This is a genomic window from Demequina iriomotensis, assembly GCF_000971395.1.
GTDB classification, from domain to species: Bacteria; Actinomycetota; Actinomycetes; order Actinomycetales; family Demequinaceae; genus Demequina; species Demequina iriomotensis.
The window spans coordinates 684636-700442 of the sequence record NZ_BBME01000009.1 but is presented as its reverse complement, the minus strand read 5'-3'; the positions used below and the strand labels follow the sequence as shown (position 1 = coordinate 700442).

At 75.2% G+C, this 15807-nt stretch carries 11 protein-coding genes; 6 read left to right on the top strand and 5 right to left on the bottom strand.

From position 1 onward, the window contains the following. Positions 1 to 8: 8 nt before the first annotated feature. A complete protein-coding gene (locus tag AOM09_RS03335) occupies positions 9 to 1097 on the bottom strand; it encodes a YlbL family protein (protein WP_062384468.1) in 1089 nt (362 codons plus the stop codon). A 114-nt stretch (positions 1098 to 1211) separates the two neighbouring features. On the opposite strand from AOM09_RS03335, the gene AOM09_RS03330 reads away from it, so the two are divergent. The 5 genes from AOM09_RS03330 (at position 1212) to AOM09_RS03315 (ending at position 5097) form a co-directional block, all read left to right on the top strand. Next, on the top strand, positions 1212 to 2567 hold the full coding sequence (locus AOM09_RS03330; protein WP_228375040.1) for a zinc-dependent metalloprotease: 1356 nt from the start codon (positions 1212 to 1214) through the stop codon (positions 2565 to 2567). 141 nt (positions 2568 to 2708) lie between these two features. Further along, on the top strand, positions 2709 to 2867 hold the full coding sequence (locus AOM09_RS15315; protein WP_169746536.1) for a DUF5679 domain-containing protein: 159 nt from the start codon (positions 2709 to 2711) through the stop codon (positions 2865 to 2867). Between the two features lie 111 nt (positions 2868 to 2978). After that, the gene (locus tag AOM09_RS03325) at positions 2979 to 3671 is read left to right on the top strand and encodes a hypothetical protein (RefSeq protein ID WP_062384225.1); all 693 of its coding nucleotides are present in this window, start codon (positions 2979 to 2981) and stop codon (positions 3669 to 3671) included. A 9-nt stretch (positions 3672 to 3680) separates the two neighbouring features. Further along, positions 3681 to 4142 (top strand): MarR family winged helix-turn-helix transcriptional regulator, encoded by a 462-nt coding sequence (locus AOM09_RS03320; RefSeq protein ID WP_062384222.1) that lies wholly within the window; start codon positions 3681 to 3683, stop codon positions 4140 to 4142. Beyond that, entirely contained in the window at positions 4129 to 5097 is a 969-nt protein-coding gene (locus AOM09_RS03315; protein WP_062384219.1) for a hypothetical protein, read from the top strand. The genes AOM09_RS03320 and AOM09_RS03315 overlap by 14 nt, the downstream gene beginning before the upstream one ends. On the opposite strand, the gene AOM09_RS03310 is transcribed toward AOM09_RS03315, so the two are convergent. After that, positions 5094 to 7076 carry an ATP-dependent DNA helicase UvrD2 gene (locus AOM09_RS03310; protein ID WP_062384461.1) on the bottom strand — a complete coding sequence of 661 codons (1983 nt, stop codon included), beginning with the start codon at positions 7074 to 7076 and terminating at the stop codon, positions 5094 to 5096. The two genes, AOM09_RS03315 and AOM09_RS03310, sit on opposite strands and share 4 nt — an antisense overlap. Before the next feature lie 88 nt (positions 7077 to 7164). Further along, the gene (gene nudC / locus AOM09_RS03305) at positions 7165 to 8091 is read right to left on the bottom strand and encodes an NAD(+) diphosphatase (RefSeq protein WP_062384217.1); all 927 of its coding nucleotides are present in this window, start codon (positions 8089 to 8091) and stop codon (positions 7165 to 7167) included. Between the two features lie 333 nt (positions 8092 to 8424). On the opposite strand from nudC, the gene AOM09_RS03300 reads away from it, so the two are divergent. Further along, positions 8425 to 9378, top strand: coding sequence for a phosphotransferase (locus AOM09_RS03300; protein ID WP_062384460.1), 954 nt, complete (start codon positions 8425 to 8427; stop codon positions 9376 to 9378). Positions 9379 to 9384: 6 nt separating this feature from the next. On the opposite strand, the gene AOM09_RS03295 is transcribed toward AOM09_RS03300, so the two are convergent. Together AOM09_RS03295 and AOM09_RS03290 are read right to left on the bottom strand one after the other, a co-directional pair. Next, complete coding sequence (locus AOM09_RS03295; protein WP_228375039.1) at positions 9385 to 12642, bottom strand: ATP-dependent helicase; 3258 nt, start codon at positions 12640 to 12642, stop codon at positions 9385 to 9387. Continuing rightward, positions 12639 to 15797: a UrvD/REP family ATP-dependent DNA helicase gene (locus AOM09_RS03290; RefSeq protein WP_062384211.1), complete on the bottom strand. Its 3159-nt coding sequence runs from the start codon at positions 15795 to 15797 to the stop codon at positions 12639 to 12641. Before AOM09_RS03290 ends, AOM09_RS03295 begins: the two co-directional genes overlap by 4 nt. Positions 15798 to 15807: the final 10 nt, after the last annotated feature.

Here is a 15807-nt window from a genome sequence, read left to right as displayed (position 1 = left end):
TGCCATGCTCAGCATCCGGGCAGGTCGTCGGCGTCGCCTGCCCCGATGCGGGTGATCGCCTCGTACGCGTCGTCGAGGGTGTCAACGGCGACAACGCGCAAGCCATCAGGGATGTTGCCGCGCACATCGTCGCAGTTCTCCACCGGGGCGAGGAACCACTGCGCGCCGGCGTCGCTCGCGCCGATCATCTTCATGTCGATGCCGCCGATCGCGCCGACGTCGCCCGTCGCGTCGATGGTGCCCGTGCCGGCGACGAGCGCGCCCGCGAGCTCGTCCTGCTCGGTGAGGCGATCCATGATCCCGAGGGAGAACATCAGCCCCGCGGACGGACCGCCGACGGAGTCGATCTGGACCGTGACGTCGATGGGCAGGTCGAAGTCGGGGTCGATGAAGACACCCATGACCGCGTCCCCCGCGGCGTCGGCGAGCGTCGCGAACGTCTCCGTGACCTCCGCGCCGTCGCGCAGGACCGTCACCGCGATCTCGTCGCCCGGCTCGCGGGCGCCGACCGCCGCCACCAGGTCGGAGAAGTTCGCGGTGGGCTCGCCGTCCACGGCGATGATCACATCGTCCACCTCGAGCAGGTCCGCCGCGTTCGAGTCCTCGGACGTGCCGGCGACCGTGAGCGTCGCGGGCACGGGATGGCCCAGGGCCTCGAGCGCGGACACCGTCGCGCTCTCCTGCGAGGAGATCCACTCCTGCTGGGCCTGCTCGCTCGCGACGTCCTCCTGCTCCTCGGTGCCGAACACCTGCTCCTGCGGCACGACGTACTGGCGCGACGACGCCCAGGCCGCGAGGACGCGGCCGAGCGTGAACGGCTGCGAGCCGGCGCGCGACACGGACACGGTGGTGAGGCGCAGCTCGCCCGTGGACGGATACGTCGGCGCACCCGAGATGTCGACCAGCTCGACGCCGTCGACGGTGCCGAGGGTGTCGAAGGTCGGGCCCGCCGAGCCGACGGCGTACGGCGAGGGCACCACGGTGAGCAGGGCGATCAGCGCGCTCGTCGCGAGCCCGGTGATCGACATCACCGTCGCTCGGCGCGAGGACGATGCGTCGTTCGCGGGCGCGGGGGTGGTGGCCTCGGTGGTCGTCACCGGTCCATTGTGGCCGATGCGCACGCGGTCCAGGCACGGCATTGCTGGTAGCGAACGTCGCCGCATGGGGCACCCGTCCTTCGTTACCGTGGGAGAGGCGCGCAGGAGGCGCGCGTGAACGGAGTGAGCGTGAGCGACGAGTCGACGCCGTGGATGCGGCTGCTGCGGGAGCTGTTCGGGGACGATGCGGAGGCCGCCCTCGAGGAGCTCACGCGGATGGGCATGGACCCCGACGTCCTCGCGGCGCAGGCGGGCCTCACCGCGAGCCCCGCGATGATGGAGCACGTGCTGAGCCAGATCCGAGGGCTCATCGCGCAGTCCTCGGGCGAGGACGTCAACTGGAGCCTCGCGCACGACGTCGCGCGCGGCGTCGCCTCGCAGGGAGGCGACCCGTCCGTCTCGGCCGCCGTCGCATCGTCCCATCGCCAGGCCGTGTCGCGCGCCGAGCTGTGGCTCGACGCGGTCACCGACTTCGACCCCGCGCGGCTCGAGCCGCGCGTGTGGAGCCGCGCGGAATGGGTCGAGGCCACGCTGCCGACGTGGCGCACCCTGGCGGGGCCCGTGGCCGTGAGCGTGTCCCATGCGCTGGGCGGGCTGCTCGAGGGGGCCACGGACGAGCCCGCCGAGGCCGTCGCGGGCATGGACCCGGGGGCGCTGCTGCGCTCCGTCAGCCCGACCGTGTGCGGCATGCACCTGGGCCAGGCGGCGGGCGAGATGGCGCGCGAGGCCTTCGGCGCGACCGACCTGGGCATCCCCCTGCTCGCGGAGCCGCGCGTGGTCATGGTCCCCAAGGCGATCGCGGAGTTCGCGAGCGGCCTCGACATCGACGAGGACGCGGTGCGGTCGTTCCTTGCGCTGCGCGAGGCCGCGCACGTGCGGCTGTTCGCGGCGGCGCCGTGGCTGCCGGGGCAGCTCCACTCCCTCGTGGAGCGGTACGCGCAGGGCATCACCATCGACCTCGACGCGCTCGAGGACGCGGTGCGCGACGCCGGCATGGGCGACCCCGCGCGCCTGCAGAAGGCCCTCAACCGGGGCATCTTCCAGTCCCAGCACTCCGACGAGCAGAAGGCGACGCTCGAGTCCATCGAGACGCTGCTCGCGCTCATCGAGGGCTGGGTCGACGACGTCACGATGCGCGCCGCGGCACCGCACCTGCCGGACGTGGGCGCGCTGCGCGAGATGATGCGGCGCCGACGGGCCGCCGGAGGGCCCGCGGAGGACACCTTCGCCAACCTCCTCGACCTCGAGCTCCGCCCGCGCCGGATGCGCGACGCCTCCGCCATGTGGGCCGCGCTGCACGCCCGCCTGGGCGCCGAGGGCCGCGACGACGTGTGGTCGCATCCCGACCTGCTGCCCACCTCCGACGACCTCGGATCGTGGCAGGCGTGGGTCGACGCCTACCTCTCCCGCGACGAGAAGGACGACGTGGACCGCGAGCTGGAGCGCCTGCTGGGCTCCGAGGACGCGTAAGGTACTCACGGACCACGGCGCGACACCTGCCCACCGATGGGAGATTTTCGTGCCTTCGCGTCTACGCTGGGGGACCAAGGGCCCCCGCGGCCTGCACACGTGCGGCGCGTTCCGCCGCGCCAAGGAGAGAAGGAGAGCCGAATGGCTGACAAGTACTCGGGCGAGTTCTACTGCGTGAAGTGCAAGGAGAAGCGCGAGACCGAGGGCGACGTCGTCGTCTCGGAGAACGGCCGTCGCATGGCGAAGGCCACCTGCCCGGTGTGCGGCACCAAGCTGAACCGCATCCTCGGCAAGGCGTAAAGCCAGCAGAGCTCCGCGAAGGGCCGGTCCCCCTGGGGCCGGCCCTTCGTGCGTCTCCGGGCGGGTGTGGACAACGCCCCCGGCGCCGTCCCGGCGTGCGACCGTGAGCGCATGGACGATGCGCCGGCCCCGCCGTCGCTGTGGCGCGGGGACGGCACGGAGCAGGCGGGCCTGCTCCCGGCGACGGGTGCGGGGCCCTTGCTCGCTGGTCGCCACGTGCGCATCCGGGGCCTCTCCGCCGGCGGGGTCGCCGCCGCGGAGGGCGCCGCGCGCGCGGGTGCGGCGTCGGTGAGCCTCGTCCCCGCCCCCGGCGAGCCCGCCTCGCTCGCGCGCTCCGCATCGCGGCTGCTCTCGTCGATCGCTCCCGGCACGCCCGTGCGGCTCGACGGGTCCCGGCTCGTCGACGCCGAGGTGGCGGTCGCCTACGGCGCGCTCGCCCCCGACGTGAGCCACGCGCTGACGCTGGGCGGGCCCCATGCCGCGGTGCTCGCCGACGAGCGCGGCGCGACGGTCCTGCCCGTCCTGCCGGGCGCGACAGCGTGCCTGCGATGCCGCGACCTCGCGCTCACCGACGACGATGCGGCGTGGCCCGTGCTCGCCCGTCAGTGCGAGTCGTGGCCGCCTCCCCCCGACCCGCTCACGTCCTCGACGGCCGCCGCCCTCGCCGTCGCGGCGATCGCGACGCTGCTGGCCGGCGAGCCCGCTCCGGCGTGGCGCGTCGAGAGCGGCCTTCCCCGCATCGTGCCGGCTCCACCGCATCCCGCGTGCGGGTGCGGGGCGCGCGCCGAAGTGATTTACCTCTAAAGTACTTTCATGACACCGACGTCCGTTGCCCCGCTGACGGACCTGGAGGACGCGCTCCTCCAGGAGCTCGCCCGCATCGCGCTCACGCTCCCGCGCGACTTCACCGCCGACCTCGGCCGGGCGGCAGGGGTGTCGCTGAGCGAGTACCACGTGCTCATGCACCTCGCGGGCGCGCCGGGGCACATGCTGCGCGTGGGCGCTCTCGCGCGGCGCACCGGCCTCACCCTCGGCGCGGTGACCCGCGTGATGCGGCTCCTCGAGGACAAGGGCCTGGCCGCGCGCCGGCGCAGCGCCGAGGACGGGCGCGGACAGGACGCGCTGCTCACGGATCCCGGACGCGAGCGGCTCGCCCAGGCGTCTCCCGTCCACACGGCGGGCGCGCGGCGCTACGTCCTCGACCGTCTCGACCCGTCCGCGCTGGCCACGCTCGTCGACGCGCTGAGGAGGATCGGCGACCATGACCGCGACTGACCGGTACGACCCGGACTCCGAGTACGCACGGTTCGGGCCCTGGATCGACGTCGTGACCGCGCCCGACGACCTCCCCCGCCTGTTCCGCGACCACCCGCTCGATCTCGCCACCGCGCGCCTGGCGCTCAAGGTCCCGCGGAACATCGCGCGCCGCGACGCGACGCCCGACATGGACCTCTACGACCACGTCCTCGCGGTCCACGACGCGGGGCTCACGCTGCTGAGCCGCGACGGGCACGATGCGGGGCCCCGTCGCGCGGCGCCGCCGCGCGGCTTCACCGCGACCCGCGTCCCGCTCGGCGACGTGGTCGCGATCGAGGACTCGGTCAACCTGCTCCGTGGCCGCTACGCCGTGCACACGCGCGACGGCCGCACCATCGACTTCCGCTACAGCGGCTCGGCGCGCGCCGGCCTCGGGCGGCTCACCACCGTGCTGCGGGCCGCGTTCGCTCCTCCTCGAGCCGGCGCGGCCCGCGGCTCGCTCGCGTGGACGGCGCCGGAGCACGTCGCGGATCTCGCCGCGTTGGAGACTGGCGGGGACCTCGCGCTCACCGCGGACCTGCGCGACGTGATCGCCGCGCATCCCGCCGTCACGGCGTGGGCGTGCCACGCGCGCAGGACCGTCGCGCCGACGGGAGGAGGGCTCGCGGGCGCGGTGCGGCGGCTCGGTCACGCCTGGTCGCCGATGGTGGTGCAGGGCGCCGTGCTGGGAGGCGACGCGACCGCGCTCGAGCTGCTGGGCCGCCATGCGTGGATGACGCGCGGCTCGGCGCCCGTGCACTCGGCCTCGCGGCTCACCGTCGGGCTCGGCGGCCTCGACCGCATCGAGGTGACGGACCATCCGCGCTACGAAGGTGCGGCCGAGGTCGCGCTGCACGCCGGCGCGTGGACGGGACGCATCGCCGTGCCCGCCGACTCGCCCGTCGCCGAGGTGCTCCGCTCCGCGCGAGGCTAGTGCTCGTTGACGATCTCGAGGATCTGCAGCCCGTACTTGTCGAGCTTCGAGGCGCCCACGCCGCTGACCCGCGCGAGCTCTCCGAGAGTCGCGGGCCGGTCGCGCGCGATCTCGACCAGGGAGACGTCTGTGAGCACCGTGAAGGCGGGCTTCGAGGTCTCCTGCGCGAGCGCGAGGCGCCACTGCTTGAGGGTGTCGTACAGGCGCAACGCCTCCGGGCCGAGGTCGGCCAGCTTCTCCGACGTGGGCCTGCGCGCGGTGCGCATGGGCCTCGCGTCCGGCCACTGCTGCTCGAGGAACCGCGTGCGCTTGCGCGTGGCCTTGCCGCCCGCCTTGCGCGCACGCGCGAAGCTCAGCGCGAGGTGCTCGCGGGCACGGGTGACCGAGACGTAGAGCAGGCGCTTCTCCTCCTCGAGCTGCTCGTCGGTCTCCGCGTGCGTGATGGGGAGCAGGCCCTCCGAGCAGCCGACGATGAACACGGCGTCCCACTCGAGGCCCTTGGCGGCGTGCATCGAGGTGAGGGTGACGCCCTCGACCGCGGGCGCGTGCTGCGCCTGCGCCCTCTCGACGAGGTGCTCGACGTAGTCCCGCATCGTCGCCGCGCCACCCGTGTCGGCGGCGAGGTCGTCGGCGAGGTTGACGAGCGCCTGGAGCGCGTCCCAGCGCTCGCGCACGGCGCCGCGCGCGGCGGGCGGCTCCTCGGACCAGCCGGCGCTGGCGAGCGCGTCGCGGACCTGCTCGCCGAGCGGCCGATCGTCCGCCGCGACCGCGGCGCCGCGCAGCAGGACGATGGCCTTGCGCACCTCCTCGCGGTCGAAGAACCGCTGGCCGCCGCGGACCAGGTAGCCGATGCCGCGCTCCGCGAGCGCCTCCTCGATCGCCTCCGACTGGCTGTTGACGCGGTACAGCACCGCGACCTCGCGCGGCGGGACGCCCGTCGCGATGAGCCGTTCGATGGCGGCGACCACGCCGTGCGCCTCCGCCTCGTCGTCGTCGTACGCGCGGTAGTCGGGCGCCGGGCCGGACGGTCGCTGCGCGACGAGCTCGACGCCGGTGCCCGCGGAGCCGCGCTTGCGCATGAGCTCGTTGGCGAGCCGCACCACCTGCGGCGTGGAGCGGTAGTCGCGCACCAGGCGCACCTGCGTCGCGTCGGGGTAGGTGCGGGCGAACCGGAGCAGGTGCTCGGGGCTCGCCCCCGCGAACGAGTAGATGGTCTGCGCGGGATCGCCGACCACGCAGAGCTCGCGGCGGCCGCCCAGCCACTGCTCGAGCACGAACTGCTGGAGGGGCGAGACGTCCTGGTACTCGTCGACCACGAAGTGGCGGTACTGCCGGCGGATCTGATCGCCCACCTCGGGATGGCGGCCCACCATGTCCGCGAGCATGAGCAGGATGTCCTCGAAGTCGAGCACCACGGCGTTGGTCTTCGCGTCCTCGTAGGCGCGCATGACGTCGGCGACCTGGCTCGCAGGCAGGTTCGCGGGCGACGGGCGGCCGAGCCGCGCGATCCGTGCCGCGTAGTCCGCCGGATCGACCAGCGACACCTTCGCCCACTCGATCTCCGCGGCGAGGTCGCGCACCGTGAGCCGGTCGGGGCTGAGACCGGCGTCGCGCGCGGCGCGGCCCACGAGGGGCGCCTTCTGCTTGACCAGCTCGGGCACCTGGCCGCCGATCACCTGCGGCCAGAAGTAGCTGAGCTGGCGCAGCGCGGCGGCGTGGAAGGTGCGCGCCTGCACGCCCGTGACGCCGAGGCCCCTGAGGCGCGTCCGCATCTCCCCCGCGGCGCGCGCCGTGAACGTCACCGCGAGCACCGACTGGGGGTTGTACGCGTTGACGCGCACCCCGTACGCGATGCGATGCGTGATCGCGCGCGTCTTGCCCGTGCCGGCGCCGGCGAGCACGGCGACGGGACCGTGGAGCGCGGTGGCGACCTCCCGCTGCTCGGGGTCGAGGGCGTCGAGGATCTGGTCTGCTGACATCGCCGCCATTGTGTCAGCCGGGGCCGACAGCGCGGTGCGGCTGGCGCCGCCTGTGGACGATGCGCTCCGGGGAGGGTCGCGCCTCGCGCTAGACGTCGACGCTGGTGTCGGGGCGCCGCTCGGGCAGGTCGCCGCCGTACCAGTCCTCGAGCATGCGTCGCGCGACCGATCCCTTGGGCGCGAGGACCACCTCGCCGCTCGCGACCAGCTCGGCGATCTCGGCGCGCGAGACGAACCGCGCCTCGGAGATCTCGTCCATGTCGAGCGCGAGCGCCTGGGGCTGCTCGCACACCGCGCGGAACGCGACCATCACCGACGCCGGGAACGGCCACGCCTGCGAACCGAGGTACTCGAGGCGCGTGAGCGGCAGGCTCGCCTCCTCGCGCACCTCGCGGTGGACGGCCTGCTCGAAGGTCTCCCCCGGCTCGACGTAGCCCGCCAGGTGGGAGAAGCGACGCGGCGACCACGGTGTCGCGTGCGCGATGAGCAGGCGGTCGGCCGGATCGGTGATGGCGACGATGATCGCGGGATCCGTGCGCGGATAGTGCTCGCGCTCGTCGCGCTCGCAGCGGCGCACCCATCCGCCCTGCGCGGGCACGGTGGGCTCGCCGCACAGCGCGCAGCGGGGGTGGCTCGCGTGCCAGTTCGCGATCGCGACGGCCGTGGTGGCGAGCTCGTGATCGCGCTCGCCGTTCGCGCCCCGGTCCCAGAAGCCCGCGAGGAGGTCGCGGAGCCCGCGCAGGCGCTCGCCGCCGATGCCGTCGGGGTCGGCGCCGAACGCGGCGTCCTCCGGGACGAGCGCGACGAGGTCCCGGTCGCCGTCGCGACCCAGGTAGATCCGCAGGGCGGCGGAGGGCTGAGCCGCGGGTGCGAGCTCGACGAGCCTGCCGTCGGCGGTCAGGACACGACCGTCGCGCACCACGATCGCGTCACAGTCCTCGAGATCCACGAGGTCGCGGCGCTCGGCGGCGCGATCGATGCGGCTGGGCAGGTCGAGCGGCCAGGGGTTCCTCACCCGGTCACCGTACTGCGCGTGGCGTCTAGGGCCGCCCCATGCGAGACAGGCGCGGCGCGGATCCGACCATGGATGACCCATTCGGGGAGGCGGGCCGGAAGCGGGCGGTCGGCGGGCGGCGGGAGGCTCCCGCCCCGCCCTCGCGAATGGGGCGCTCACGGTCGGTTCCCCGCGGCTGGTGCGCGCCATGGGGCATCGCGAGTCGGCGAGCGGCACGGACGCGGCTCATCGCGGGTCGGCGAGCGGCGCGGACGCGGCTCACCGCGGGCATCGTCCCTGGCCCTCGCGGCGTGGAGCGTGGCGCGCCGCCTCGGTTGGCTCTACCGTGAGCCTGTGCCACGTTCACCGCTCGCGCTTGCCGCCCTGGCGTCCGTCGCCGTGCCCGGGCTCGACGTGTACGACGTGCTCCGCAGCCCTCACACCGACGCCGACTTCGAGGTCGTCGTCGTCAAGGACTCGACGGGTCGCCGGTGGATCGTGCGCGCACCCAAGCGGGCCGCCGCCGGCGCCGCTCTCGAGGCCGAGAAGGGGCTGCTCGGCGCGCTCAAGCGCGCGCACGAGGCCGGGATCGTGTCGTTCGAGGTGCCGCACCCGATGGGGGCCGCGGAGCTCGGCGGCGACGAGGGCCGCGCGATCGTCTACACCGAGGTGCGAGGCGCGCAGCTCATGCTCGCCGGCCTGCAGCCGGGACCCGGGCTAGCCGCGGCCGTGGGCCGTGCGATCGCCGAGATCCACGAGCTCCCGGCGGCCGTGGTCGAGGACCAGGGGCTGCCCTCGTACTCGCCCGAGGAGTACCGCGCGCGCCGCCTCGCCGAGCTCGATGCGGGCATCCAGACGGGCAAGGTGCCGCCGCGCCTCGCGGACCGCTGGGAGCGCCAGCTCGAGAACGTCGCGTGGTGGAGGTTCGACCCCACGGTGGTGCACGGCGACATGGGCGAGCACCAGGTGTTCGTCGCGGACGGCTCCGTGGTCGGGATCGTCGACTGGATGGACGCGCGCGTCGCGGACCCGGCGGACGACCTCGCATGGCTGGTCGCCTCCGCGCCCGACGACGTGCTCGACTCCGTGGTGGAGGCCTATCACGGGCGCCGGCGCGAGCTGCGCGACCCCCACCTGCTGGACCGCGCGCGGCTCGCCTCCGAGATGGCGCTGATGCGGTGGCTCATGTACGGCGTGCGCACCGACAACGCGGACATCGTCGCCGACGGCGAGGGCATGCTCGCGGATCTCGAGGCCATGCTGTTCGAGGAGGCCTCCGACCCGGACGGCGACGCCCAGGACGCCTGACCCGCGTCACGGCGCGAGCAGCGCCTCGATCTCGTCGCGCGTGAGCAGCCGCTCCGGGCGCACCGTGGCATCGTCCCGCACGTAGTGGAAGGCCGCGTCGACCTGGTCGAGCGGCACACCGGTCCACTCCGACCACGCGAGCCGGTACACGGCGAGCTGCACCTCGCGCGACGCGCGCTCGTCCGGGTCGCGCGGCGCCGACCCCGACTTCCAGTCGACCACGGTGACCCGCTCGAGACCCGCACCGGCGGGGAACACCGCGTCGATGCGCGAGCGGATGGTGACGCCCCCGATCGGCACCTCGACGTCGACCTCGATGTGGCTGGGCGTCCGGGACGCCCATGCGGACTGCGAGAACGCCGCCGTGAGCGCCTCGATGTCGGCCTCGTCCTCACCCGGGCCCAGGTCGTCCACCGAGAGCAACGGCACGTGCCCGTACTGCGCCTCGATCCAGGCATGCAGGAGGCTTCCCCGCTGCGCCGCGGTGGTGGGCTGCGCGGGCAGCGGACGACGCAGCTGCGCGGTGAAGGCCTCGCGGTCGCGACGCAGCGCGACGAGCGCGGACGTCGACAGGTGCGCCGGCATCGCGACGTCGCCGATCCCGCTCTCGCGCTCGCGTCGCTCCTCGAGCATCGCGGCGATCTCGCGACCGAGCGGCAGCTCCTCCCACGGGCGCTCCTCGCCCCCGGCACCCGCGGACCGCGCCGCGAGCGCCGCCTCCACGTCCTGGGCGAGCACGCGCCGCTCGAGCTGCGCGGGCGTGGGCGCCGGAGGCCAGGCGGCCCGCACCGGCTCGACCTCGACCGCCGAGCCGTCCTCGGGCCGCGGCTCCCAGCCGGAGTCGGAGAGCATGCCGAGCTCGACGAGCTCCCGGAGGTAGACGGACGGCGTGCGGATGGTCACGCCGCCCGCGCGCCACGACGCGGACAGCAGCACATGCGAGCGTGCGCGCGTCACGGCGACGTAGAACAGGCGGCGCTCCTCGGCGACGCGATGGAGCCCGCACGCCTTCTCGAACTCCTCGACGGAATCGGCGAGCGTGCCGTGGTCCGCGGCACCCCGCCAGTCCCAATGCGGGAGGTCCTCGCGGTCGAGCCGCAGCTCGTACGGCAGCTCGACGCCCTTGCCGCGCCATCCCCCGTCGGTGTAGTACGGGCGACGCGAGGACGGTTCACCCACGGATGGGAAGTGACCGTCGACCAGGCCCGGCACGGCCACGACGTCCCACTCGAGACCCTTGGCGGCGTGCACGGTGAGCACTTGGACCGCGCCCGGCTCGGGATCCTTGACGGGCAGCTCGAGCCCGCCCTCCTCGCTGCGCGCGGCCTCGAGCCACGCGAGGAACGCGCCCAGGGTGGCGCGCTCGGCGGCGGAGGCGAACTGGCGTGCGGCGTCGACGAACGCGTCGACGTTGCGCGCGGCACGGCCGTCCGGGCGCGCGACGGCGGCCTCGATGTCGAGGCCCCACGCCCGCTCGGCCGCGAGGATGAGCTCCGGGAGCGACAGGTACGTGCGCGTGCGCACCGCGGTGACGGCGCGCTGGAGGCGCACGATGCGCGCGTGGGCGGCCTCGGAAAGGGCGCGTCCGTCGGTCGAGACCCAACCGGCGGGCGGCGGGGTCGCGAGCGCGTCGACGAGGCTCGCCTCCGTGTCGCGCGCGTCGCGTGGACCGGCGAGCTCACGCGACCAGTCGTGCAGCGCGGCGAGGTCGCGCACCCCGAGCGCGACGCGCTCCGAGGTGAGCAGGCGCATCGCGGAGTCCCCCCGCGAGGGGTCGTGCGCGATCTCGAGGAGCGCCACCAGGTCGGACACCTCGGGGGTGTCGACGAGCCCGCCCAGGCCCACCACCTCGTAGTCGATCCCCGCCCGCACGAGCGCCTCGACCACCGGCGCGAACTGCGCGCGGCGGCGGCACAGCACGGCCGCGGTGGGCAGCGGCTCCTCGCCGGCGAGCTCCGCCCGACGCGCGACGAGCCACGCGACCGCGGCGTCGGCCTCGCCCGGCTGATCGGCCGCGACGAGGTTGTCGACGCCCGGCGCGAGGCGCGCCGGCTCGGAGGTGCCCAGGTAGGCCGCTCGCGACCGCAGCGGCAGCACCGGCACGCGCGACGCCTCGCGCAGCGGCGCGGCGGCGGCGTTGGCCACGTCGAGGACGGCGCCCTCGTTGCGCCACGACACCGACAGGGACGCCTGGCGGACCTCGCGTCCGTGCGCGAACTCCGCGACGAACATGGGCAACGCGCTCTCGGATGCGCCGCGGAACCCGTAGATGGCCTGGTTCGGATCGCCCACCGCCATGACGTGGTGGTCGGCGCCGAACAGCCGTGCGAACAGCCTCAGCTGGCCCGGCGACGTGTCCTGGAACTCGTCGAGGAGGATCGCACGGTAGCGGCCGCGCTCGACGGCCTGCACCGCGTCGAGGCGCGACAGCCGCGCCGCGAACGCCACCTGATCGGCGAAGTCGAGCTGCGAGGCCTCATGCTTGCGCCGCTGGAACTCCTCGACCAGCTCCGCCACCGCGGCGAGCGTGCGCAGCTTCGCGATGCGCTTGGCGTGGTCGTTCGCGCTCCCGGTGCGCGTGGTGAGGGGCCCCGGTGCGCGATCGCCGGCGTTTTTGGGAAGCTCCTCGAGCGCCGCCTGCGCCGCGACCGCCCACTCGCGCAGCGCTCCCGGCGCGACGTCGTGATCGCGCAGCTGGCCCGCGAGGCGCGCGATCGACGCCGTCACGGTGCTGACCGCGGCGTCCGTGTCGAGCGGGCCGGTCCACGTGCCCACCACGTCCGAAGCGAGCTGCCACAGCGCAGCCGCCGTGAGCGTGGTCGCGTCGGGGTCGATGCCAAGCCGGAGCCCGTGCTCCGCCACGAGCTGCGCCGAGTAGGCGTTGTAGGTCGACACCGAGGCCGGAGGGCGGGACGGATCGGATCCGAAGGCGGTCGCGATGCGGTCCTCCGCGCGCGCGGCTATCTCCGCCGCGGCCTTCCGGGTGAAGGTGAGGCACAGGATCTCGTCGGGGCTGATGGCCGTCCCGAACAGCTCCTCCGCATGGTCGAGCAGGTACACGATGCGCAGCGACAGCGTCTCCGTCTTGCCGGACCCCGCGCCGGCCACCACGAGCATCGGCTCGAGGCCCGCGCCGATGACCTCCTCCTGCTCGGGCGTCGGCGGCCGGCCGGTCACCAGGGCGGCGAGCGCGCGCGCGTCGCGCGCCTCTCCCCGCACCAGGCCCTCGTCCATCGCGTCCATGGGCGCGCTCGCCTCGCTCATCCGTCCGTCACCTGCCGTCCGCTGGGCCACGCCGGGCAGGAGCGCCTCACGGGGCAGGATGCGCACCTGTCGTTGGTGACCGCCTCGAAGGTCGCGCGGGCCATCGTGTCGACCGCGGTGGCGAGCCGCGTCCGCTCCTTCTCCACGTCGATGCCGGGCTGCGCGCGCTCGCTGGCGCCCTGCGTCGCGCCGCCGACGAACAGCAGCGAGGCCCCGTGCGCCCCCTCGACGTCGCGGAACCCGCCGTGCTCGGCGGCGAGCTGGTACATCGCGAGCTGCGCGTGCTCCTCCGCCGCCGCCTTCGACACCGCGGTGCCCGTCTTGAGGTCGACGATGCGGGCGCGCCCGTCCGTCACCTCGACCCGGTCGGCGCTGCCGGCGACCACGGCGCGCCCGATCTGCACCGAGAACGGCTGCTCGACGCGCACCTCCCCGGCGCGCACGCCCGCCACGTACCCCGCGAGCCGCCGGATCATCGCATCGGCGCGCTCCTTGAGGATGCGGTCCGGCCAGGTCTCGGTCCCCGCGATCTGCGGCCAACGCTCCTCGAGCGCGGCGGCGAGCTGCGCGTGCGTGCCCTCGGGAAGCTCCGCCGCGACCTCGTGGACCAGTGTGCCCAGGCTCTGCTTCTCGCTCGCCGCGGCGGTCCCGCCCGCGGTCTCGAGCGCCCACCGCAACGGGCACGTCTCGAGCACCTCGAGGCGCGACGGCGAGACCCGGACCGGCTGCTCGGGATCCCACATGCCGGCCTCGGACGACGGCTCGGGGACCCCGTGCCACTCGCGCGGGTCGGCGCCCGCGACGCCCAGCGCGGCGAGCCGCGCGAGCATCTCGACGTGCGTCTCGCGCGCCGCTCCCGTGGCGGGAGCGGCCGCCGCGCGCACCGCCGCGACGGCGGAGCGCAGGTCGGTCACGCGCGGCGTGGCGTCGGCGCGCTCCGGCGACACCCCGGCCGCGGCCGCCGCCCACTCGAGGTAGCGCGACGGACGCTCGTCGTCGCCGTCGACGCACGCGAGCACCAGCCGGCTCCGTGCGCGCGAGACCGCGACGGCGAAGGCCCGCGACTCGTCGTCGATGACGGCGCGCCGCGCCTGGCGCGCCCACGCCGCGCGTGCGCGAGGCTCGAGCGGGACCGCCTCGGCGCGCCCCGCGAGGATCTCCGCGAGATGCTGCGCGCCTAGCACTGCGTCGCGCAGGCGCGTGTCGGGCCAGGCGCCCTCCTCGAGTCCGGCGACCACGGCCATCTCCCACTCGCGGCCCGCGGCCGATGCGGGCGTGCAGAACGCGACGACGTCCCCGGCCCGGCCCCTCGCGCCGAGCGTGTCCGGCGCGAAGTCCTGTCCCTCGAGGTGGTCGAGGAAGGAATCGACCGAGGCCGACGGCATGCGCTCGACGTACAGCGTCGCGGCCCGGACCAGCGCGATCACCGCGTCCAGGTCCGCATCGTCGCGCGCGGATCCGGCGAGCGCCGCCGCCCGCCACTCGTCCGCGACCCCGAGCGCGTCCCACACCGCCCACGCGACGGTGGCCGGGGTCCCGTCCACCGCGGCCGCGGTGCCCGCCGCGAGCGCGCGCGAGGCGCGCTCCGCGAGCCGCGCCTCCGGCGTCGTCAGGGTCACCCACCGCTCGGGAGCCGCGATCGCCTCGGTCAGCAGCTCGCCCGAGGCGCGTGCGCCTCCTCCGCGGCGCTCCTCCTTGACCAGTGCTCGCCGCAGCCGCCGCATGGCGACCGGGTCGATCCCCACGAGCCGCGAGCCGAGCAGCGCGGCCACCTCGTCCTCCGCCCAGGCGTGTTCCTCGCCGCGCGCCCGCTCGGCCGCGCGTCGCATCAGCACCAGCAGGGGCGCCACCGCGGGCTCGGCATGCAGCGCGGTGCCGTCGCCGAGCGTCTCGCAGGGGATGTCCGCCGCCGCGAGGTCGGCGCGGATCTCGCGCAGCCGCGCCGAGGAGCGCGCGATGACAACCATCTCGCCCCACGGAACCTCGGCACCGTCGAGGCCGTGCCGCGCGCGCCGCAGCGCCTGCGCGATCGCGCGCGAGTGCGCGTGACGGTGCGCCGCGAGCAGGATCGACACGCCGCCGCCCGGTACCGGCGCGGGCACCGCGCCGCGCGCCGACCCTACGCCGGAGGTCCCGATCCGGCTGACGGTCGCGGCGGTGACCGCCGCGAGCGCGCCCTGCTGACGATGCCCGGTGCCGAGCCGCACGAGCGCCGCCCCGAGCCCATCTGGCGCCGTGGCCTCGGCGAGCGCGGCGGGCAGGGCTCCGCGATAGCCCTGGACCGCCTCGTCCGCGTTCCCCAGGAGCACGAGCCTCGCGCCGCCCTCGGCGAGCGCGCGCAGCAGGTCCACGCCTGCGGCGGTGAGGTCCTGCGCATCGTCCACGATCACGAGGTCCCAGGCGGGCGCCTCCCCCGTGCCGTCCCAGGTACGCAGCGCGTGCGCCGCCTGGGCGACCACCACGGCGGGGTCGAAGCGCGCTCCCTGGTCGGGGGTGATCGAGCGCCACCCCAGGATCGCGTCGTACTCGTCCATGACGGCGGCCGCCGCGCGCCACTCCGGCCGTCCCGTGCGGTCCCCGAGCGCGGCGAGGTCCTCGGGCGTGAGCCCGGCCTCGCTCGCGCGCATGAGGAGGTCCCGCAGCTCCGCACGGAAGCCCGCGAGCACGGTCGCCTCCGCGGGCAGCGCGCCACCCCAGTCCGGCGCCTGACCGAGCCCCAGGCGATGTCCCTCGAGCAGCTCCCGCAGGATCTGATCCTGCTCGGCGCCCGTGACGAGCACCGGCGGCGGCTCGCCGTGGACGGTCGCCTGAGCGGTGAGGATCGCATGGGCCGCGGACGCGGCGGTGCGGACCACCGGCGCGCCCACGGGCCGGTCGAACGCGAGCGACAGCCGGTCCCTCAGCCTCGCAGCGCCCGCGCGCGTCGCGGCGACGACCAGCAGGCGCGCGGTGTCCGTCCCCCGCTCGACCGCGGCGAGGGCCGTCGCGGCGGCGACGGTCGTCTTGCCAGAGCCCGCCTCGCCGACGACGACGAGGTGGCCCGCGCGGCCCGGCGCGCGCGGCGCGAGCGCCGCCTCGACCGCGGCCTGCTGGGGCGCGTCGAGCCCGGGCAGCGCGACGGCGGGCGGCGCGGGCAGGAGCCGGAGCGTGGTCATGACCGCATCA